Source organism: Hymenobacter arcticus (assembly GCF_054779975.1).
Window position 1 is genome coordinate 652,106 of sequence record NZ_BAAGXF010000001.1, and the last position, 20,864, is coordinate 672,969.

Here is a 20,864-nt window from a genome sequence, read left to right on the forward strand (position 1 = left end):
AGCGGCCGCCCAAGCGGCTGGCTCTTGGCCACCGGCTACCGGGCGGGCGGGCCCCACCGGCCAGCGCGCCCCAGCGCCTCCCCCGGCTGCCGAACTGAAAAAAGCCGGAAAATCAGGCAAATAAATGCGGCGGGGCCACCGGGAAAGGGAGGCGAGCCAATACTTTTGCTACTCGCACCTCTCTCTATCACATAAGCTTATGTCTCCCAGTACCACTAGCCCGGCCGCACCGGCCGACCCGGCTGCCTACCTGTCCGACCGCATCCTCCAGATTCAGGAATCGGCGACCATCGCGATGGCCAAAAAGAGCCGCGAGCTGGCCGCCCAGGGCGTGAACGTGATTAACCTGAGCTTCGGGGAGCCCGATTTTCAGACCCCGCAGTACATCAAGGACGCGGCCAAAAAGGCGATTGACGACGGCTACACGTTTTACACGCCGGTACCGGGCTACCTCGACCTGCGCCAAGCCATTTGCGATAAACTACTGCGCGAAAACCAGTTGACTTACCAGCCCAACCAGATTGTGGTGAGTACCGGGGCCAAGCAGGCGCTCAGCAACATCCTCATGGCGCTGGTAAATCCCGGCGATGAAGTCATCATTTTTTCGCCCTACTGGGTAAGCTACGCCGCGCAGGTAGAGCTGGCTGAGGGCGTGGCCATGCCCATCATGGGTACCCTCGAAAACGACTACAAGGTTACCGCCGACCAGTTGGCCGCCGCCATCACGCCGCGCACCAAGGCCGTGATGTATTCGTCGCCCTGCAACCCCACCGGGGCCGTATTCAGCCGCGCCGAGCTGAGTGCCATCGCCGACGTGCTGGCGCAGCACCCCGGCATTTTCGCCATCGCCGACGAGATTTACGAGTACATCAACTTCACCGACGAGCACGTGAGCTTGGCGCAGTTTGCCCATGTTAAAGACCAGGTAATCACCGTAAATGGCTTTTCGAAGGGCTACGCCATGACGGGCTGGCGCCTGGGCTACCTGGCCGCGCACCCCGCCCTGGCCGCCGCCTGCGACAAGCTGCAAAGCCAGATTACCTCCGGCACCTGCTCCATTGCGCAGCGCGCTGGCCTGGCCGCTTTGCAAGGCGGCCGCGCCTCGGCCGATGAGATGGTGACCGCCTACCGCCGCCGCCGCGACCTCGTGCTGGAGTTGGTAAAGGACATCCCCGGCCTCGTGACGCCCACGCCCGACGGCGCCTTCTACATCTTCCCCGACGTGTCGGCCTTTTTCGGCCGCACCGCGCCCGACGGCACGGTCATAAGCGACTCGTCGGACCTGGCGCTGTACCTGCTGCGCGACACGTTCGTGTCGGCCGTGAGCGGCGACTCATTTGGTGCGCCCAACTGCATCCGCTTCAGCACGGCGGCGGCCGATGACAAGCTGGCCGATGCGTTCGGGCGCATTAAGCGCAGCTTGGGCGAGCTGAAGTAGGCCGGCCATTTCATAAAAGCGCGTCCCGCTCATCCGGCATTTGCCAGATGAGCAGGACGCGCTTCGTTTTAGGCTACCTAACTTATACCTGCTGCCGGGCCTGGTCCACAATGTGCTGCAACACGCCCAGCAGCCGGGCCAGGTCGCTGATGAGATAGCGCGATTCATCAAGCGTAAATAGCTGATTTTCAAGCTTTAAAAATCGCCACTCAATGCCCGTTGTGGCGCAGCCGTAGAGAACCGGGATATGCTTTTTATCACGCTCGTTGAGGCGGGATGCCCCGATGAGTTGGGCAGCGCACTGGGCGGTTCCCCATTCTACGTCCTGCTTTTTAGCTTCGGTGATGCAAAAAATCGGGGCCTTAATCAAATCCTGCAAGCGGGTGAATGACAAGACGAAATTGCATTCGCCATTGAGGCCGCGTGCTGGCTCCACATTCAGGTTTTCGCCCGAAATAACGGCGAACTCATAGCGGTTGCGGTGGGCCAGTTCCAGCAATACGGGGCTTACAATGCGCTCGGAGCGTGATTTTTCGCTGCCAAACCCGACTTGCGTGGCCAAGCCGATAGTTTCAGTCAGCCAAGCGCTGGGCTCGGCGGCCAGGGTGGGCGCGAACAGATGGGCACCCTGAAAATCTACCCCAAACTCAGTAATCAAGCGGTCAAGCGTAAAATCACTGTAAGCCATAGCTCAAAGATACGCCCCGCCCCCGCCGTACCTTTACGGTACTTATGAACTTGCTCTCCGCCGAGAATATCTCGAAGAATTACGCCGACCGCTGGCTATTTCAAAACCTCAACTTTGGGCTGCAATTGGGGCAGCGCATTGCGTTTGTGGGCATCAATGGCACCGGCAAAACCACGCTTATGCGGGTGCTGGCCGGCCTCGAAAACCCCGATACCGGCCTCGTAACCCGCCGCCAGGGCATGCGCGTGACCTACCTGGGCCAGCAGCCCGTGTTCGACGAAAGCCTGACGGTGGAGGAAACCATCTTCGCCAGCCAGAACGACACGCTGCGCGCCGTGAAGGACTACGAGCACGTGGTGAACGACCCCAACCACGACCCCGACGACCTGCAGCGCGTGATGGAGCGCATGGACACGCTCAACGCCTGGGACTACGAGAGCCAGGTGCAGCAGATATTGGGCAAGCTGGGCATCCTGGGCGAGCTGCTGACGCGCAACGTGAGCAAGCTCTCGGGCGGACAGCGCAAGCGCGTGGCCCTGGCCCGCGTGCTCATCGAAGAGCCTGACGTACTGCTGCTTGATGAGCCTACCAACCACCTGGACCTGGCCACCATCGAGTGGCTCGAAAACCGGCTGAACTCGCCCAGCCTCACGCTGCTGATGGTGACCCACGACCGGTATTTCCTGGACAAAGTGGCCAACGAAATCGTGGAGCTCGACAAGGGCACCATGTACCGTTACCAGGGCAACTACTCCTATTTTGTGGAGAAAAAGGCCGACCGCGAAATGCGCGAAACCGTGGAGGTGGAAAAGGCCCGCAACCTCTTCCGCAAGGAGCTGGAGTGGATGCGCCGCATGCCCCAGGCGCGCGGCACCAAGCAAAAGGCCCGCATCGACGCCTTTTACGTGACCAAGGAAAAGGCCAGCACCAACCTCAGCAAGCAGCAGCTGGAGCTGAGCGTGAAAACCACCCGCCAGGGCGGCAAAATTATTGAGGCCGACGGCCTGAACAAGAAGTTTGGCGACAAGGTGGTGCTGGATGACTTCAGCTACGTGTTCAAGAAAAAGGACCGCATCGGCCTGGTAGGCCCCAACGGCGCGGGCAAGAGTACGCTGCTCAATATGCTGACTGGTAAGCTGAAGCCCGACAGCGGCACTGTGGACGTGGGCCAGACCACCGTATTTGGCTACTACACCCAGACGGAGCTGGAATTTGACCCCACCCAGCGCGTGATTGACATTGTGAAGGAAGTGGCCGAAGTGGTGGAGCTGGCCAACGGCGACGTGCTCACGGCCAGCCAGTTCCTCACGCTGTTTCTGTTTCCGCCGGCCCAGCAGTACACGCTGGTGAGCAAGCTGAGCGGTGGCGAAAAGCGCCGCCTGCAGCTGCTGCGCGTGCTGGTGAAAAACCCCAACTTCCTCATTCTTGACGAGCCCACCAACGACCTGGACCTGGGCACGCTCAACATTCTGGAAGACTTCCTGCTCAATTTTTCGGGTTGCCTGCTCATCGTGAGCCACGACCGCTACTTCCTCGACAACCTGGCCGAGCACCTGTTTGTGCTGGAGCCGGGCGGGGCCGTGCTCAACTTCCCCGGCAACTACACCGACTACCGCGACTACCTGGCCGAGCGCGAAACCGAAGCCACCCTCGAAGCCGATGAGAAAGCCGCCAAGGTGGCCCGCGCCGCCGCCAAAGTAGCCGCCGCCACGCCCGCCGCCCCCGCCCCGGTAGCGGCCCCGCCCAAGCGCCGCGCCAGCTTTGCCGAGAAGAAGGAGTTTGAGCAGTTGGAGAAGGCCATTGCCACCCTCGAAACCGAAAAGGAGCAGCTCGTGGCTAGCCTGGCCGCCGGCCAGGGCTCGCGGGAGGAACTCACGAAATGGCCCGCCCGCCTGCAAGCCGTTGATAAAGAGCTGGATGCCAAAGGCGAGCGCTGGCTGGAGCTGAGCGACTTTATGTAGCCGGCCGGCCAGTGGCCACTGCCGGGCGCAGTGCACCGGCCAGCCCACGCAAGCCTAAACAAGCGAAGGGCTATCGGCTAACATGTACATTTTGTGCATGTTAGCCGATAGCCCTTCGCTTTTAAGTACAGCACCTACGGTATCATTACAGAGCTAGGGAGACGAATCCTTACGTCTGTCGTCTGATAGATTAACCAACGACGAGACGCAAAGAGGCGGCTCTACACTAAGTATGAAACCGCGCTGATTCCATCCGTTTCGGGGCCGCTACCGGATAACCCTGCTGGTAACTCGGCAGTATAGCTGCTCGTATCCCTTGTTGCTCAGCTACGCTGCTAACCCGCGCTACCAGATGGAAAAGAATATCGTTGTAAATGGAACTACCTACCTCCTTAAGTCGATAACTGGCAAGGTGTTGAACACCACCAAGTCACTGGAAACCAGCGTGCAGGGTAGCGTGAGCGGCGGTGGCGGCCGCCTACGCGAAGGCTCGGGCAAGCTAAAGCCGGTGGACCTCAACCTGGCCTCCACGACCATTGTGCACGACCAGTTTTTTCTGGAAGATGCAAACGGGCAAGAGCATTCATTTCAGTTACAGGGGTTTAACCTGGCTTGCCGCGAAGGCAACTCGCTGACTGTCGTGTGGGCCATCAAGGCTGGGCAGCAGCGCGGCCCGTACGTGGCCGTGGTCAACAACACCACGCAAACCCGTTTTTACAACGAAAAGGCGCTAGACAACTTGAGTAGCCCCAGCTTTTTATTGTATCTGCTGGGTTTCCTGGCCGCTATCGCGGTCGAATTCAGCATTTTTTCGGGGTTTTGGCTGCTGCTGGTTCTGTTCAGCATCACGGCGTTTGTATTCCCCGCCATTTATGGCACGAAGACCGGCAAGGGTGTCAATGTTTTCAAAAGCAATATTTGAGGAAATGACTTAGCGCCCTCCGTGGCTCACCCTTACCCTATCTTACTGCTATTCTGACTTTTATCAAGCCAATATCTATCCAAATCGCCAACACCCGCGCGGCCGAGGCGCTCGTGGCCGCCCGCTACGGCCTCACCCCGGCCGAGGTGGCGCAAGTGGGCGCGGCCAGCGGGGGCTAGCTGGTGGGCAGCCGCGAAAACCCCCGCTCGCCCTTTTCAGTAAGGTAGCCCGAGGGCAGTTGGGCTGCCCCTACCCCATTCCCGCCCCCTTCCGTTGTTGCGCATGGCCGACCAAGTTATCTTTTCCCAGCCCTACGGCCGCGTGTTGGTCGATGCCACCGTGCCGTGCGTTATCACGCAGTGGCTGGCCTTTGCCAACGCCACCGAGTTTGTGGCTATGCAGGGCTTTGCCCTGGAATACTTTGAGGCGCACTCGACGCCCGCGCGGCCCTGGGGCTGGGTCGGCGACGTGCGCCAGATGAGCGCCATCCCTGACAAGGCCCAGCAGTGGCTGCTCACCGATTTCAACCCCCGCGCCCTGGCTGCGGGCCTGCGCGAGGTGAGCGTGGTGCTAGCCACCAGCATCTTTGGCCAGCTCGCCACCCAGCGCTACGCCCAGGAAACCCGCCAGGCCCCGGCCGAGCGCACGCTAACCACCAGCTTCGCCGATTCGCTGGCGGGAGCCAAGGAAAACGCCCGGCGCGGGCTGGCCCAGCTGTAGCGGGGGCTAGAAGGCAACTGGGCATGGTCTGAGAAGAACAGGGCTACCAACTAAAAGAACGTCATGCTGAACTTGTCGAAGCATCTCTACCACACCGTTAGGATTACTAACCTAAGCGGCATGGTAGAGATGCTTCGACAAGCTCAGCATGACGTTCTTTTTTACCCTAAAATCTGTTATATAACAGATTTACTGCACCTTACGCCTTCCAGAGCTCGTGCTCCTGGCCTTTGCTGGTGGTGAGGATGAAGCGGGGTGGGTTGGCGCGCAGCACGAGGCGCACGCGGCCGGGGTACTTCTCCGAGTCAATCCAAACGCCGTCTTCCTTCTGGGGCTTGTCGGTGGCGGGCAGGTAGGCGGTGGGCAGCAGCACGTCGGTATCGGACTTTAGCTCGAGGTGCACCTTTTCGAGGGCCGCTTCGAGGTCGGGGCCGTAGTCGTCGTTGAAGTCGTCTTCGAGGTCGTGGAGCGACTCCTCCACGTCGTCGTAGCGGGCATCGTCGTAGGTGAGCGTGTGCAGCTCGGCTTTCTTTTCAATCAGGGCCAGTAGGGCGGCGTTCAGGTCGGCGGCGTTCATCGGGGCAGGCAGGGGAAAAGCGAAAGGAAGTAGATGCGGCACAAATTTGCGCACGAAAAGGCAAATGGGCGGCCCAACCACCGGGGCCGGGCGGCCGTTAAGTCGGCCATGCCCCTTTCCTACGCGCTAGTTTTGCTTACGCTGCTGGCCCTGCTGGCGGTTTTTTACCGCTACCTCACCGCCGATAGTCGCCGCCGCCAAGCGGCGCTGGCCACTCCTTTTCCGGGGGACTGGCGCACGCTACTGCTTGAGAACGTGGCCTTTTACCGGGGCCTCAGCGCCGAAGACCAGGCGCGCTTCGAGCAGGCCATGCAGCTTTTTCTGGCCCGCACCCGCCTCACTGGCATCCAAACGGAGGTCGATGACCTCACGCGGGTGCTCACGGCGGCGGCGGCCGTTATTCCGGTGTTTGGCTTCCCCGGCTGGGAATACCTCACGCTGCACGAGGTGCTGATAGTGCCCGACGCCTGGCAGCTCGAAACCCGGCCCGACCAGGAGGTGGCGGCGCTGCAAGGCACGCTGCTGGGCTCGGTGCAGCGCTTCCAGACCTCGCAGTACATGCGTCTGAGCCGCGCCGCTCTGGTGCAGGGCTTCACCGACCCCGAGGACCGGCGCAACGTGGGCGTGCACGAGTTTGCCCACCTCGTCGACGAGGCCGATGGCGAGATTGACGGCGTGCCCGGCGCGGGCCTGCCACCCGCCCTGCGCCCCGCCTGGGTGGCCGTGATGCAGCGCGAGCTGGCCGCCATCCGGGCCGGCCGCTCTGACATCGACCCCTACGCCGGCACCAACGAGGCCGAGTTTTTCGCGGTGGTGAACGAGGCTTTTTTCGAGCGCCCCGAGAAGCTCAAGGAGCAGCACCACGAGTTATACGACCTGCTCAGCAAGGCCCTGCACCAGCACCCTGCGCAAACCCTCACGGCCCACGGCAGCCACCTCGACCCGCGCCAGTGGCTGCGCCAGCTGCGCGCCAAAAAGCAGCTGCTGGGCCGCAACTCGCCCTGCCCCTGCGGCAGCGGCCGGAAGTACAAGGAGTGTCATTTGGCGCTGGCGGCGTAGGCTGGGTGTAGCAACATGAAACAGGACTAATATTGCGAGTAGATTAGACAGCTATTGTCTGATTGCCCAATTTTTACTCCTACTAAATTTGCGTACTTCTACTCCTTGGTTATTGCTGGTAATGGGGCTACTGGCTGGCATTCAACACGCTGCCGCACAGGGCGTTTACTACGTGCCAGCGCCCAAAGCCCAGGCCAACCTGCTAGCCGGCCCCGCCTACGTGGCCCGCCTGGTTGATGCCCGGCGGCAGCGCACCATTATCGGCTGGGTGATGGCCAGCGGCTCGCCCCTGCACCAACCGGTGATGTTTCGGGAGGGCTTGCTCGCCGCGCTCCGCCCCTTTCTGACGCGCTACGTACCTGGCCAGCCCGGCGCGGTGCCCCTGGTGATGCGGCTGACCGGCCTGGAAATAGCCGAGCGAACGGACCGGTTTAGCAAGACGGCGCTGGCTGGCCTCACCGCCGATTTCTACGCCCCGCAGCCCGACAGCAGCTACCGGCTGGTGGCCCACTTTGCGCAGGCCGGCGATGCCACCGGCTCGCACGCGGCCAATGTGGGTGAGCTACTGCTGGCCGCCGCCGTGCAGGCCCGCAACCAGAGCCACTGGCCCGGCGCCGGCCCCAGTTACCCGGCCGCCTACGTGCTGGCCGCCGAAGCCCACCCTGCCGAGGCCCTGCCCGTGCTGCTGCCGGCCGCACAGCCCCAGCCGGGCTACTACCACAGCCTGACTGAGTTTTGGAACAACCAGCCCGCCGAGCCGGGCCCGCCCATCGTGGAGGCCCGGCCCTACCAGGGCAGCGAATGGGCCGGCGAGAACGAGGTGAAGCCCTATCGCCGCAACGCAGCCGGCAAGCTGGCCCTGGCCACCGATGTGTGGGGGTTTTGCGATGGCCAGCACTTCTACATCAGGCAGGGGCAGTCTTTTTGCCAGCTGCAGCAGCAGGGGCAGGATTTTGTTTTTTACGGCCGCATCGGCCAGGACCCGCAGTTTCGGGCGGCTACCTCCAACCGGTCAACCGCCGCTTCGTGGGCCGGCATCGCGGGCATGGCACTCGCCAACGTTGCGGCCACTGCGGCCGATAAGCGGGTGCTCTTCACGCTGAGCCTGCTCACTGGCAATGTCAGCCTAGACCAGCCTAGTCTGAATACCAGCGAGGTGACGGCCCGGCCCACCCACCTCTTCATCTACCGCCCGCGCAGTGCCAAGGGCCCGCCGGTGCGCATTCGCCTGGCCGCCGGCCAGCCCGCGCAGGAGCTGGCGGCCGGCGACTACCTGACTTTTGAGCCGGCCAGCGACCAGCCGGTGCAGGTGTACCTGGTGCCCGCTACCGGCCCCGAGGTCAGCCTGGTCGTAACGCCCACTGCCGACGCCCCCACCTACCTCGAGTGTCGCCCCGCCGAAGCCACCCCGCTCCGCCAGGTAAAGGACGACGCGGGCGCGGAGGCCGTTACGCGGCTGGTGCGGTAGCCGCCCCAATTAGGCTAACTCCGTGGCCGGGTCCCAAAACAGCTTTTTGAAGTCCACTACTACGTCGGCTTCCACCCGCACACCCTCGGCCTCCAGGCGCTCCTGCATGGCGGTGGGCGTGGGGAAATGGTGCCGCCCCGTGAGCTGCCCCAGCCGGTTGACGACGCGGTGGGCGGGCACGGGCGCGTCTTTTTTCAGCGTCACGGCGTCGAGGTTGGCGGCCATGAGGGCGTAGCCCACGGCCCGCGAGCCGTGCTTGGCGCCCAGGTAGTGGGCAATGGCCCCGTAGTTGGTGACGCGGCCCGGCGGTACCAGGCGCACCACCTCGTGCACGTCGGCAAAGTAGTTGCGCTCGGGCGCAGGAGCAGCTTGGGTAGCGGAGGCGGAGGAAAGGGCGGGCGAAGCGGGCTTTTTCATGGCGGTGAAAATACGGGCCGGGCGGCGCAACCCCCGGCCGGCGGGGCACGTCATTGCGCCCGCGCACTGAACCCGAACGGTGCGGCTCCTGTTGACCGCCTCCCGGCCGGCAGCCCACGTTTTGCTACGCGGACTGCTGATTACCACTTACTTCCCCGTATGCGCTTTTTTTCCGCGGCCCTATCCCACACCACGCCGCTCGTACTAGCCGGGGCCCTGGCCCTGCTCGCCGGCTGCCACGCCAAACCCGACGAAGCCAAGGGTGGCAAAGGCGGCAAGAAGGACACCGGCCCCGCCCTGGTCGATGTACTAGTGGCCCGCCCCTCCACCGTAACCGACTCGGTAGAAGCCAACGGCACGATAGTCGCCAACGACTTTGTGGAGCTGCATCCCGAAGTGAACGGCCGCCTCACGTTTTTGCAAGTAAATGAAGGCCAACGTGTTACGAAAGGTAGCGTCATTGCCCGCATCAACGATGCCGACTTGCAGGCCCAGCTCCAGAAAACGCGGGCGCTGCTGCAAGTATCGCGCCTCTCGCAAACCCGCCTGCAAACGCTGCTGAAAGTGCAGGGCGTGAACCAGGCCGACTACGACTTGGCCGTGAGCCAGGTGCGCAGCAACGAGGCCGACGCCGCCTACTCGCAGGCCATGATTGCCAAAACTGTCATTCGGGCGCCCTTCACCGGCGTGCTGGGCTTGCGCCAGGTGAGCCCCGGGGCCTACGTGACGCCCGCCACCATCATCGCCACGCTGCAAGCCGACACCAAGCTCAAGGTCGATTTCACTTTGCCCGAAGCCAGCGGCAGCGTGGTGCACCCCGGCACCGTGGTGTCGGTGCACCTAGCCGGCAACCCGCCGCGCCGTTACCCCGCCACCGTGCTGGCCCAGGAAAGCCAGGTCAACCAAACCACCCGCAACCTCACCGTGCGCGCCCTGCTGCCACCCGGCGCGCAGGTGAGCCCCGGCAGCTTTGCCCGCGTGAGCGTGCCCACCGGCGCGGCCCGCCGCAGCGTGCTGCTGCCCACCAACGCCCTGCTACCCGGCGACAAGTCGGACCAGGTAGTGCTCGTCAAAAACGGCAAGGCCGTGCTGCGCGACGTGCGCACCGGCGACCGCCAGAACGACCAAATCGCTATCATCAGCGGCCTGGCCGCCGGCGACTCGGTAGTAACTAATGGAGTACTGTTTGCGCAGGCCGGCAAGCCGGTGAAGGTGCGCAAGGCGAAAGCGAAGAACTGACGGAGCGCCTGTCATTGCGAGCGCAACGCAGTGGAGCGCGGCAATCTTTCCTTGGTCGTCCTCGGCAGCTGATTACTAACCCTATCGTGAAGGAAAGATTGCCGCGCTCCACTGCGTTGCGCTCGCAATGACAGCCGATTGTTGATTAACACGTATTGATTAGCAGCTAGTTATAAAGCATGAACATATCCGAACTATCCCTGAAGCGACCCGTGCTCGCCACGGTTTTCAACCTGCTGCTGCTGCTGTTTGGCGGGGTGGGCTTCTCGTTTCTGGCCCTGCGCGACTATCCGGCCATCGACCCGCCCATTATTAGCGTAAGTACTTCGTACACAGGGGCTAACGCCGACGTAATTGAGAACCAGATAACGGAGCCGCTGGAAAAGCAGATTAACGGTATTCCGGGCATTAAGTCCATTACCAGTAGCTCGTCGCTGGGGTCGAGCAACATCACGGTTGAGTTCAACCTGGGGGTTGATTTGGAGGCCGCTGCCTCCGACGTGCGCGACAAGGTGGGCCAGGGCGTGCGCTCGCTGCCGCAGGATATTGATGCGCCGCCGGTGGTGGCCAAGTCGGATGCCAACTCCGACAACATCCTCATTTTGGCCGTGCAGAGCCGCACCAAGAGCTTGATGGACCTGAGCGACTTTGCTGAGAACAACTTGCAGCAGCGCTTCCAGACCATTAACGGGGTGTCGGCCATCAACATTTTTGGGCAGCAGCGCTACGCCATGCGCCTGTGGCTCGACCCGGCCAAGATGGACGCCTACCAGGTGTCGTTCACCAACGTGCAGCAGGCCCTCAACGCCGAAAACGTGGAGGTGCCGGCCGGCAAAATCTACGGCGGCAACACCGAGCTGACCATCCGCACGATGGCCCGCTTCTCCACGGAAGAGCAGTTTCGCACCCTCATTTTGCGCGAAGACAAAAGCGGCATTGTGCGCCTCGGCGACGTGGCCCGCATTGTGCTGGGCCCCGAAAGCTACGAGCAGGCCTGGAAGGTAAACGGGGCTTACGCTGTGGGCTTGGCCATTGTGCCCCAGCCGGGCTCCAACTACGTGGAGATTGCCGAAGAATTCAACAAGCGCCTGGCCGAGGTGCAGAAGGAAAATAAGTCCGACATCCAGATGCGGATACTGACCGACAACACCAAGATTGTGCGCAACTCGATTGAGGAAGTGGAGGAAACGCTCCTCATCTCGTTTGGGCTGGTGGTGCTGGTTATCTTCTTCTTTTTCCGCAACTGGCTCACGGCCCTGCGCCCGCTCATCGATATTCCAATTTCGCTGATTGCCACGTTTTTCGTGATGTACCTGGCGGGCTTCACCATCAATATTCTCACGCTGCTGGGCATTGTGCTGGCCACCGGCCTGGTGGTGGACGATGGTATTGTGGTGACGGAGAACATCTTCCGCAAGCTCGAAGAGGGCATGAACATCAAGGACGCGGCGCGCGAGGGCAGCAAGGAGATTTTTTTCGCCGTTATCGCCACGTCGCTCACGCTGGCGGTGGTGTTTCTGCCGGTGATATTTCTGGAAGGCTTTACCGGGCGCTTGTTCCGCGAGTTTGGGGTGGTGGTGGCCGGCGCGGTGCTGATTTCGGCCTTCGTGTCGCTCACCATCACGCCGGTGCTCAACGTGGTGCTGCACCGCGAAAACAAAGGAGGCGGTAGCGGCCACGGCAAGCTCTACGACCGCACGGAGCCCTTTTTCAAGGGCATGGAAAGCGGGTACGGGCGCATCGTGGGCAAGTTTCTGCGAGTGCGCTCGCTGGCCTGGGTGGTGGTGGCGGCCTGCGCAGGCATTATCTTCTTCATTGGCAAGAGCTTACCTACCGAGCTGGCCCCGCTCGAAGACCGCAGCAGCGTGCGCCTGACCCTGACCGGGCCGGAGGGCACGAGCTTCTCGGCAATGGAGAAAATCAGCGACCAGGTGGCGGCGTTCGTCAACGATTCGGTGCCCGAAAACGACTTCGTGTTTGCCCGCACGCCCGCCGGTGGCAGCGTGAACACCGCGCAGGTACGCGCTGGCCTCGTGCCGCCCGACCAGCGCAAGCGCACCCAGGAGCAAATAGCCAAGTACCTGACCAAGAACACCAAGCGCTTCAACGACGCCCGCATTTTCGTGGTGCAGGAGCAAACCATTGCCGTGGGCTCGGGAGCCAAAAGCAGCGTACCGGTGCAGTTTGTGCTGCAAACCACCGACCTCGAACAAATCCGCGCAGCGCTGCCTAAGTTCTTGGCCGCCGCCCAGCAAGACCCCACGTTTCAGAACGTGGACGCCAACCTCAAGTTCAACAAGCCCGAGGTGCAGCTGACCTTTGACCGCCTGAAAATCAGGGATCTGGGCCTGACCACGCAGGATGTGGCCGCCGCCGTGCAGGGTGCCTTCGGGGGCCGGCGCATGGCCTACTTCCTGCGCGATGGCCGGCAGTACCAGGTTATCGGGCAGGTGGACCGCGGGGCCCGCAGCGCCCCCAACGACATCAGCCGCCTCTACGTCACCAACAGCCGGGGCGAGAGCATCCCGCTGTCGGCGGTGGTGCACCAAACGGAGAACTCCAACCCCAGCACGCTCTTCCACTTCAACCGCTTTAAAGCGGCCACCATTTCGGCGCAGCTGGCCGAGGGCAAAACGGTGGGCGACGGCGTGCGCGCCATGCAGGCCATCGCCGACAAAACCCTGGACCCCGACGTGTTTCAAACGGCCCTTACGGGCTCGTCGCGCGACTTTGCCGAGAGCGCGGGCAACACTACGTTTGCCTTCATCCTGGCGCTGGTGCTGATTTATTTGCTGCTGGCCGCGCAGTTTGAGAGCTTCCGCGACCCGCTCATTATTCTGCTCACGGTGCCGCTGGCGCTGGCGGGCGCGCTGCTCAGCCTGTGGGTTTTTGGGCAGACTATCAACATCTTCTCGCAAATCGGGATGATTATGCTCATTGGCCTCGTGACCAAAAACGGCATTCTCATCGTGGAGTTTGCCAACCACCAGCGCGACGCCGGCCTGCCCCTGCGCGAGGCCGTGCAGCTAGCGGCCCAGCAGCGCCTGCGCCCCATTTTGATGACCTCACTGGCCACCGCGCTCGGCGCGCTACCCATTGCCATGAGCCTGGGCGCGGCCAGCACCAGCCGCAAGCCGCTGGGCACCGTTATTGTGGGTGGCATCCTGTTCTCGCTGGTACTCACGCTGTTAGTTATTCCGGCCATCTACACATTCATTGCCAAGGAGCACAAGCCGGTAGCGGCGGAGGGCGAAGCCGTGGCGGCGCACGAGCCGGCGGAGGTGGCGGCGTAGCGGGCACCCACGTAACTTCTTATTAAAGAACGTCATGCTGAACGCAGGGAAGCATCTCTACCACGCCGCGTGGGTTGGTAATCCAATGAAGCGGTAGAGATGCTTCACTGCGTTCAGCATGACAACGATTGTTTTCGATTACTATGAAGTCCTTGTTTAGCAGCCTCTTGCTGTCCACGCTATCCCTCACCACCCTGGCCCAAACGGCGCCGGCCACCACGCCGCGCGCGCCTGAAGGCCCGGCCCCCGGCCCCACGCTGACGCTGCACGATGCCCTGACCACGGCACTCAAAAACAGCCTTGACATCCAAATCAGCCAGACCAACGTGGAGGTGCAGGAGCTGCAAAACAACGCGGGCTTTGCGGGCGCGCTGCCCAATGTGGCCTTCAACGCCAGCAACAACGTGGTGGTTAACAACACGCAGCAGCAGTTCAACACCGGCGACCCGCGCTCGGCCACGGGGGCTCGCTCCACGCAGTACAACGTGGGGCTGGCTGGCACCTACCTGCTCTACAACGGCGGCCGGGTGGTAGCCACCCGCAAGCGGCTCAATGAGCTGGCTCAAATCAGCCAGCTCCAGCTCAACTCGACGGTGCAGAACGTGCTGGCCGACGTGAGCCTGAAATACTACGCCGTGGTGCAGCAGCAGCGCTACATCCGCACCCTGGAGGCCTCGGTGGAGGTATCGCGCCAGAAGCTGCGCCTCATTGAGGCGCGGCAGGCCGTGGGCCTGGCCAACAACGCCGATAAGTTTCAGGCCCAGCTCGACCTGAACGCCCAGCTGCTCACCCAGCAGCAGCAGGTGCTGGCCGCCCAGCAAGCCACCGCCGACCTGCTGCGCGCCCTCACCCTGGACCTCGATCAAGCCGTGGCCGTGGAAGACACCATTCCGGTGGACCGCTCGCTGAGTTGGGCCCAGTTGCAAGGCGCCCTCGACAAAAACCCCGACCTGCTGGCTGCCGAGCGTCAAGTACGGGTCAATGAATTGATTGAGCGCGAAACCCGCGCCAATCGCTACCCTTCGCTGGGCCTGAACGCGGGCACAAACTTCGCCCGCGCCCAGAACGCGGTGGGCAACACGCTCTTCAACCAGAGCTACGGGCCATATGCCGGGCTGGGCGTGTCGGTCCCCATTTACAGCGGCGGCGTCAATAAAAAGCTGGTTGATATCGCCCGCCTCAACACCCGCACCACCGAGCTGCAACGCAACGCCTTGCAGCGCACCTACCGCCTCAACGCGCTCAAAGCCTGGGAGTCGTATGAGAAACAGCTCAGCCTCGTTACCACCGCCGAGCAGAGCTACACCACCGCCCGCCAGCTGCTCAAGCTGGTGCAAATGCGCCTCGACGCGGGCCTTTCCACGCTGGTTGATGTGCGCATTGCCCAGCAAAGCTTCGAGGATGCCGGCTACCGGCTCGTTAATTATCGCTACGCCGCCAAGTCGGCCGAGATTACGCTGCGGCAGTTGGCGGCGCTACTCACGCCGTAATAGCGTAACGCCATAACGCAGTAGCGCGAAGCTCTGCTTCGTGCGCGAGCAACGCGAGCAGGCGGAACCGGACGATTCCGGACACCATGCTCGCGTTGCTCGCGCACGAAGCAGAGCTTCGCGCTACCTCTTCTAATTCTCGTTGTTACGCACCGCCTCGTCGCGGTTGAGCTTGGTGAGAAACGACTTGGTAATGGCCGTTTCGCTTTCGTAGCCTTTGCGGCGCTCGTTGGCAGCGGCGCTTTCGCCGGCGGCGGGCAGGGCGCGGTTCACCCAGGCTAGCACGTCGGTGGTTACGCCGGGCATAATGCCGTGGAAACCCGCCAGTAGCTTGGCTGGCAACGACAATATCAACTCGCCGTCGCCGCGGCGCACGGCGTTCCAGATGCGGCGGGCGGCCTGCTCGGCGCTCATGGTGAAGCCCGGCAGCGCGTCGGCTACGCTAAACCAGGCGTACTCTTTTTCGTGATTGCCCTTCACGTCGGCGTTTTGGGCGCTGCCGGTGCGCAGCAGGCCGGGGCACACGGTGGTCACGTAAATACCGTGCTGATTGAGCTCGGCCCGGAAGCCCTCCGATAAGCCCACCAGTGCAAACTTGCTCGCGCTGTACGCCGTGAGGTGCGGAATGGCCACCTTGCCGCCCAGCGACGAAATGTTGATGATGCGCCCCTCGCCGCGCCGCCGCATGCTCGGCAGCACCGCCTGCATGGCGTGAAACGGAGCCCAGAAGTGCGTATTCATGGCATCCTCAAAGTCGCGGGTGTCCATGTTTTCCAGCGGCCCACCGATGATGATGCCCGCGTTGTTGATGAGCACATCCACGGCCCCCAGGCGGCTTTCGACCTCGGTTACCAGGCTGCGGACTTCGGCGGCATCGGTGAGGTCGCGGGCCAGGGCCAGCACGGTGCTTTCGGGGCCGCCGTAGCGCAGCAGGTCCTGGCGGGCGCGGGCCAGCTCCTGCTCATCGCGGGCGCAAATGGCCACGCGGGCCCCTTCGAGCACCGCCTGCCGAGCCAGCACGAGGCCTAGGCCGCGCGAGCCGCCGGTAATTAGTACGGTGCGCCCCGTGAGTTCATACGAGCCCCGGCGGTTGCGCCAAACGGTGGTTGCCAGGGCGGCCACGCCCAGGCCAGCGGCCCAAAGCCAAGAAGAAGAACGGGAGGTGGGTTTCATGCTACGCTTTATGGATTTGGGGCCGAAAGGTTGCGTTGTGGGGGCCCAGTTGCACCTTTACGAATAAAGCTCACCGTTTTTCTTCCTCAATGTGGCCAATCGGACTTTTTTGCCGGTGGTTGAAAAAAACAGCCAGGTGCATCTTTACGCACGGGCAATCAGCGCCCACCCTCTTGCTTGAATACACCGCTACTCATTATACTCATTTTGCTGGGCTGTCTGTCAGGGGCAACAGTACTAGTGTTTTTAATAGGTACGCTGCACGAGGGGGGCCACGCGCTGGCGGCGCTGCTGCCACAGTCGGGCCCCGTAACGGTGCATCTGGGCACCTACGCGTGGCCCATCGGCAATTGGCAGCTCCGGCTAGGCCGCCTGCACGTATACTTGGCTCGCAGCATTTTGTGGCGTGGGGGCTGTTGCCAGGCCCCAGCTATGGCGCAGGTACGGTGGCGGGAAGCATTATTTATCCTGGCCGGCCCCCTGCTGCCGCTGCTGCTGACGGGCTTGGTGGCTTGGCTGCCAGGCAGACAAAAACCCTCCTTTGGGGCGGATGGGTACGTACTTTGGCTTGTGGGCCACACGGCGGCCCGGGCCGCCCTAGCTATTGCCGGCCTGGGGGCAGCCTACAACCTACTGCCCCTGCGCAAAGGGATTTTACTAGCCGATGGCCGCTCCATCCCCAACGATGGCCGGCAGCTGCTGAACGTGTGGCGGCGCCCCCGGCTCAATGCCGCCCTCAACGCCCAGTTGGCCTAAGCCGAGGCCCATCGCCAGGCCGGCGAGTATGCCGCCAGTGCCGCCCTCTACGCGCAGGTGCTGGCGCGGGCCATACCCACGCCCGCGCTGCTGCGGCCGAGCATTTTTGTGCTGCTGCAAGCTAGTCGCTATGCCGAAGCCCTGGCTCTAAGCACCAAATACCACCAGCTATTTGCCGCCGGGCAGACCGATGGGGACCGATTTACCCACGCGCTACTGCTCTCGCGTACCGGGCAGCACGAGCTGGCGCTAGCCGCCTGCACGGCCCTCATCGAGCAGCCCCAGCCCTACCCCATCGCCTACGTAAACCGGGGCTATACCTATAATCTGCTGGGCCAGCATACGCTGGCTTTGGCTGATTTCGACCAGTCCCTGACCCTGGCGGTGGAGCCTTCCTACGTCCACGCCAACCGAGGCCTAGCCCTGCTCAAGCTCGGCCAAACAGCGGCTGGCCTAGCGGCCATCGCCCACAGCCTAGCCCTCGACCCAGCCAATGCCTACGCCCACCGCAATCTGGGCATCTACCACCTCGACCGGGGCGAATACGCCGCGGCGCTGGCGCTTTTTGAGCAGGCCGGCCAGCTTGACCCCACCACGCACGGACTAGCCGAATACACCCAAAAAGCCCGCCAGCACTCAGAAGAAACCTCCGGCGCTGGCGGGCTTACGTACTAGTGATCAGCGCTTACGCGCCCAGCTTCTCCTGGAAGTAAGCCATCGTGAGGGCCCAGGCCTCGGCGGCGGCGTCCTTGTTGTAGCTCGGGCGCTCGTCGCAGTTGAAGCCGTGGTCGGCGTAGGAGATAACCGTGTTGATGTAGGGCTTGCCGGCAGCTTCCACAGCATCAATCACTTGCGTAATTTGCTCTTTGGAAATGTGCTCGTCGAGCCCGCCCCAGAAGAAGAGGTGCGGTGCGTGCAGGTCTTTGGCCATGGCCGTGCGCGTGTGGGTGCCGCCGCCGTAGTACGACACGGCCGCCACCAGCGGCAGGGTAGCATTGGCAATGAAGGCCACCTGGCCACCTAGGCAAAAGCCGATAGCGCCAATTTTGTCTTTCTGCACGTTGTCCTGGCTTTGCAGCCAGTCGTAGGCAGCCCGCAGGTCCTGGGTCAAGCCCTCGGGCGTGATGGCCTGGTAGTGCGGCATGGCCAGCGTAGCAAACTCAGCGTACGGAATTTCGAGACCCGGCTCGGCGGTGCGGTGAAACAGCTCGGGGGCTACCACCACGTAGCCGGCGGCGGCCAGGCGGTCGGCCACGTTACGGATGTGGCCGTTCACACCGAAGGCTTCCTGGCACAGGATGATGCCGGGCGCGGCGGTTTTGGACTGGGACTGGGCTACGTAGGCGTGGGCCTGGGTGCCGTCGGCAACGGTTAGCACCAGCGAATTGGGAGTGGACATGGAAAGGGGGAAATGGGGGTTTGGAGCGGTGAACAAGGCGACGGAGGCCGATGTTTTATGCTACTCTATCCCAGTTTTTCTATCCGAATCGTATCTCCCTGTGGCTTCCTCCCCCACCCTGCGCCTCAGCGTGCTCGACCAATCGCCGGTGCGGCCTGGTGCCACCGCCCGCCAGGCCCTGCTCGAAACCACCCAGCTAGCCCAACTCGCTGACCAACTGGGCTATACTCGCTATTGGGTGAGCGAGCACCACAACACTACTACCCTGGCCGGCCCCGCGCCCGAGGTGCTGCTGGCCCACCTGGGCGCGCACACCCAGCGCATCCGGCTGGGCTCGGGCGGCGTGATGCTGCCCCACTACTCGGCCCTGAAGGTGGCCGAAAACTTCAAGATGCTCGAAGCCCTGCACCCCGGCCGCATCGACCTGGGCCTGGGCCGCGCGCCGGGGGCCGACCGCCTCACCGCCTACGCCCTCAACCCCAGCAATAAGTTTAAGGAAGAAGACTTTCTGGAGCAACTAGTTGATTTGCAGGCCTATCTGCGTGACGATGCCACGCCCGAAACCATTCACGAGCGCGTGCAGGCCATTCCGCACATCGACACCCAGCCGGCCTTGTGGCTGCTCAGCTCCAGCGGGCAGAGCGGGTTGTTTGCGGCGCGGCTGGGCATGGCCTTCACGTTTGCGCAGTTTATCAACCCCAGCGGCGGGCCGGCGGCGGTGCGCACCTACCGCGCAGAGTTTCGGCCCTCGCCCGAGCTGGCCGCGCCCCAGGCCAGCGTAGCGATTTTCGCGCTGTGCGCCGACACTGAGGAGAAAGCCAACGCCCTAGCCAAGGCCATGTACTTGCAGCTGCTGCGCTTCGACCAGGGCCTGCGCGGCCCCTTCCCCAGCGCCGCCGAAACAGCCGCCTACGTGTTCAGCCCCGAGGAGCTGGCCCGCCTGGCCTATCATAAGGGCCGCGTGGTGAGCGGCACGCCCGCGCAACTGCGCCCACACCTGCTGCGTATTGCCGCCGCCTGCGGGGTCGAGGAGCTGCTGCTCACTAGCATCACCGCCGACTTTGACGACCGCCTGCGCTCGTATGAGCTGCTGGCCGAGGTGTTTGAGCTGACGCCAACCGGCACGGTGGTAGCCGAGGAAGTGCTGCTGGATTAGACCAGCCCTGTGCGGTTTTTACTGATTAGGATACGAGCGCCTTGGCAGCAAGGGTTCGCATCAGCCCTGCTTGCGCTGCGCTCGCTAGACTTGGTCAAAGCGCTTGTCGGAAGCTGCTGCTTATTTCTTACGGAGCAGCTAGCTGAGCCCCTGAGGAAACCCTTTCCGGGCCTACTCAGTAGGTAGCAGCATGAAAATAGCTCGTATGCTACTTGTCGCGGGCCTGGGATTACTGGCTGGCTGCACCATCTCTGATAATGAGCAAGCGGGACTCGATGAAATCGAGAGACTGTATGGGGGCCACGTCAGCTTCAAAATCGGTACCGTGGCCTCCACCAAGCCGAACGATGTGCAGGGTAAGGTGCTCGAAATAGATGTAAAAGACGCCGACATCACCCGGTACGGCGACAACCTTGGCCTGCCCGCTTCTAAAAGCGCGCTGCTCATGTACCGGCACATGAGCGCGGCGGAAAAAGCCGACTACGACGGCCTGCAAGTGCTGCTGCAAAACGGCCCCAACGGCCGCAAATTCAATTTCAGGATGCCCGTGCTGGCCCGGGCCGAGCAGGCCGACACACGCCTAAAAATCCTTCTCGATGCCTGGCGCCAGCACCAGTACCAGACGGTAGCCAACGCCTGGAACCAAGCGGCGCTAACTGGCCCATACCGCGCCGGACTAGTGGAAGCGGTGGCCCACCAAGGCGAGAAAATCGGGCCTATTGCCGGCTTCACCCCCGAGGGCTACATTGGGCGTGCAACCCCCGTCAACGGCCACGCGGAGGAGCTGGTGAACGTGTATGTTACCATCGCCGCGCCCACGGGAAGCACGCGCCAGATGCTGTTCTGCGTCAACCCCCAGCTGGCGGTTGGCGAGCAGTTCTTGTACGGACTAGAATTTCTCAGGCCACCGTTTGCTTCCAGGTAAGGGCTTCTGCGTCGGCAGAAGGCATCTGCTTCCGGCGTTGGCGTCGCCCCTGCGTCCGGCTTAGCCAGGGCTATGTGGGCAAACAACCAGGGTTGCGATGCCGCAGGTTTTTCCGCAGGCTCTTGGCTAACCCTGGTTTATTTACTTTTATTCTAAATAAAAAAAAGGCTCTTAACCAGCGTT

18 protein-coding genes are annotated in these 20,864 nt (G+C 62.7%); 13 read left to right on the plus strand and 5 right to left on the minus strand.

What is annotated here, in order from left to right; all coding sequences use genetic code 11:
- Window positions 1-199 precede the first annotated feature (199 nt).
- On the plus strand, window positions 200-1,438 hold the full coding sequence (locus ACYVGC_RS02885; protein WP_460582269.1) for a pyridoxal phosphate-dependent aminotransferase: 1,239 nt from the start codon (window positions 200-202) through the stop codon (window positions 1,436-1,438).
- A gap of 82 nt (window positions 1,439-1,520) precedes the next feature.
- Here ACYVGC_RS02885 and ACYVGC_RS02890 read toward each other — a convergent pair whose 3' ends face one another.
- A complete protein-coding gene (locus tag ACYVGC_RS02890) occupies window positions 1,521-2,126 on the minus strand; it encodes a hypothetical protein (RefSeq protein WP_460582270.1) in 606 nt (201 codons plus the stop codon).
- Between the two features lie 44 nt (window positions 2,127-2,170).
- On the opposite strand from ACYVGC_RS02890, the gene ACYVGC_RS02895 reads away from it, so the two are divergent.
- From ACYVGC_RS02895 to ACYVGC_RS02905, 3 genes are all read left to right on the plus strand, one after another.
- Window positions 2,171-4,087 (plus strand): ABC-F family ATP-binding cassette domain-containing protein, encoded by a 1,917-nt coding sequence (locus tag ACYVGC_RS02895; protein WP_460582271.1) that lies wholly within the window; start codon window positions 2,171-2,173, stop codon window positions 4,085-4,087.
- 316 nt (window positions 4,088-4,403) lie between these two features.
- Window positions 4,404-5,009 carry a hypothetical protein gene (locus ACYVGC_RS02900; RefSeq protein WP_460582272.1) on the plus strand — a complete coding sequence of 202 codons (606 nt, stop codon included), beginning with the start codon at window positions 4,404-4,406 and terminating at the stop codon, window positions 5,007-5,009.
- 282 nt (window positions 5,010-5,291) lie between these two features.
- Window positions 5,292-5,729, plus strand: coding sequence for a hypothetical protein (locus ACYVGC_RS02905; RefSeq protein ID WP_460582273.1), 438 nt, complete (start codon window positions 5,292-5,294; stop codon window positions 5,727-5,729).
- Window positions 5,730-5,928: 199 nt separating this feature from the next.
- Here the strand turns inward: ACYVGC_RS02905 and ACYVGC_RS02910 are convergent, their stop codons facing one another.
- On the minus strand, window positions 5,929-6,348 hold the full coding sequence (locus tag ACYVGC_RS02910; RefSeq protein WP_460582274.1) for a hypothetical protein: 420 nt from the start codon (window positions 6,346-6,348) through the stop codon (window positions 5,929-5,931).
- A gap of 66 nt (window positions 6,349-6,414) precedes the next feature.
- Here ACYVGC_RS02910 and ACYVGC_RS02915 point away from each other — a divergent pair, with 66 nt between their 5' ends.
- Both ACYVGC_RS02915 and ACYVGC_RS02920 read left to right on the plus strand, forming a co-directional pair.
- Window positions 6,415-7,365: a zinc-dependent peptidase gene (locus ACYVGC_RS02915; protein WP_460582275.1), complete on the plus strand. Its 951-nt coding sequence runs from the start codon at window positions 6,415-6,417 to the stop codon at window positions 7,363-7,365.
- An 88-nt stretch (window positions 7,366-7,453) separates the two neighbouring features.
- On the plus strand, window positions 7,454-8,833 hold the full coding sequence (locus ACYVGC_RS02920; protein WP_460582276.1) for a hypothetical protein: 1,380 nt from the start codon (window positions 7,454-7,456) through the stop codon (window positions 8,831-8,833).
- Between the two features lie 9 nt (window positions 8,834-8,842).
- Here ACYVGC_RS02920 and ACYVGC_RS02925 read toward each other — a convergent pair whose 3' ends face one another.
- Complete coding sequence (locus tag ACYVGC_RS02925) at window positions 8,843-9,250, minus strand: MGMT family protein (protein WP_460582277.1); 408 nt, start codon at window positions 9,248-9,250, stop codon at window positions 8,843-8,845.
- A gap of 159 nt (window positions 9,251-9,409) precedes the next feature.
- On the opposite strand from ACYVGC_RS02925, the gene ACYVGC_RS02930 reads away from it, so the two are divergent.
- The 3 genes from ACYVGC_RS02930 (at window position 9,410) to ACYVGC_RS02940 (ending at window position 15,272) form a co-directional block, all read left to right on the plus strand.
- Window positions 9,410-10,489 carry an efflux RND transporter periplasmic adaptor subunit gene (locus ACYVGC_RS02930; protein WP_460582278.1) on the plus strand — a complete coding sequence of 360 codons (1,080 nt, stop codon included), beginning with the start codon at window positions 9,410-9,412 and terminating at the stop codon, window positions 10,487-10,489.
- A 179-nt stretch (window positions 10,490-10,668) separates the two neighbouring features.
- Window positions 10,669-13,782, plus strand: a complete 3,114-nt coding sequence (locus tag ACYVGC_RS02935; RefSeq protein ID WP_460582279.1) for an efflux RND transporter permease subunit — start codon at window positions 10,669-10,671, stop codon at window positions 13,780-13,782.
- Between the two features lie 143 nt (window positions 13,783-13,925).
- Window positions 13,926-15,272, plus strand: coding sequence for a TolC family protein (locus ACYVGC_RS02940; RefSeq protein WP_460582280.1), 1,347 nt, complete (start codon window positions 13,926-13,928; stop codon window positions 15,270-15,272).
- Window positions 15,273-15,404: 132 nt separating this feature from the next.
- Here the strand turns inward: ACYVGC_RS02940 and ACYVGC_RS02945 are convergent, their stop codons facing one another.
- On the minus strand, window positions 15,405-16,445 hold the full coding sequence (locus ACYVGC_RS02945) for an SDR family NAD(P)-dependent oxidoreductase (RefSeq protein ID WP_460582281.1): 1,041 nt from the start codon (window positions 16,443-16,445) through the stop codon (window positions 15,405-15,407).
- A 240-nt stretch (window positions 16,446-16,685) separates the two neighbouring features.
- Here ACYVGC_RS02945 and ACYVGC_RS02950 point away from each other — a divergent pair, with 240 nt between their 5' ends.
- Both ACYVGC_RS02950 and ACYVGC_RS02955 read left to right on the plus strand, forming a co-directional pair.
- Window positions 16,686-17,201, plus strand: a complete 516-nt coding sequence (locus ACYVGC_RS02950) for a hypothetical protein (protein WP_460582282.1) — start codon at window positions 16,686-16,688, stop codon at window positions 17,199-17,201.
- A 57-nt stretch (window positions 17,202-17,258) separates the two neighbouring features.
- Window positions 17,259-17,876 (plus strand): tetratricopeptide repeat protein, encoded by a 618-nt coding sequence (locus ACYVGC_RS02955; protein ID WP_460582283.1) that lies wholly within the window; start codon window positions 17,259-17,261, stop codon window positions 17,874-17,876.
- Between the two features lie 10 nt (window positions 17,877-17,886).
- Here ACYVGC_RS02955 and ACYVGC_RS02960 read toward each other — a convergent pair whose 3' ends face one another.
- Entirely contained in the window at window positions 17,887-18,600 is a 714-nt protein-coding gene (locus ACYVGC_RS02960; RefSeq protein WP_460582284.1) for a dienelactone hydrolase family protein, read from the minus strand.
- Window positions 18,601-18,700: 100 nt separating this feature from the next.
- On the opposite strand from ACYVGC_RS02960, the gene ACYVGC_RS02965 reads away from it, so the two are divergent.
- Together ACYVGC_RS02965 and ACYVGC_RS02970 are read left to right on the plus strand one after the other, a co-directional pair.
- On the plus strand, window positions 18,701-19,756 hold the full coding sequence (locus ACYVGC_RS02965; RefSeq protein ID WP_460582285.1) for an LLM class flavin-dependent oxidoreductase: 1,056 nt from the start codon (window positions 18,701-18,703) through the stop codon (window positions 19,754-19,756).
- A 190-nt stretch (window positions 19,757-19,946) separates the two neighbouring features.
- Complete coding sequence (locus tag ACYVGC_RS02970) at window positions 19,947-20,681, plus strand: hypothetical protein (RefSeq protein WP_460582286.1); 735 nt, start codon at window positions 19,947-19,949, stop codon at window positions 20,679-20,681.
- The last annotated feature ends 183 nt before the right edge of the window (window positions 20,682-20,864 follow it).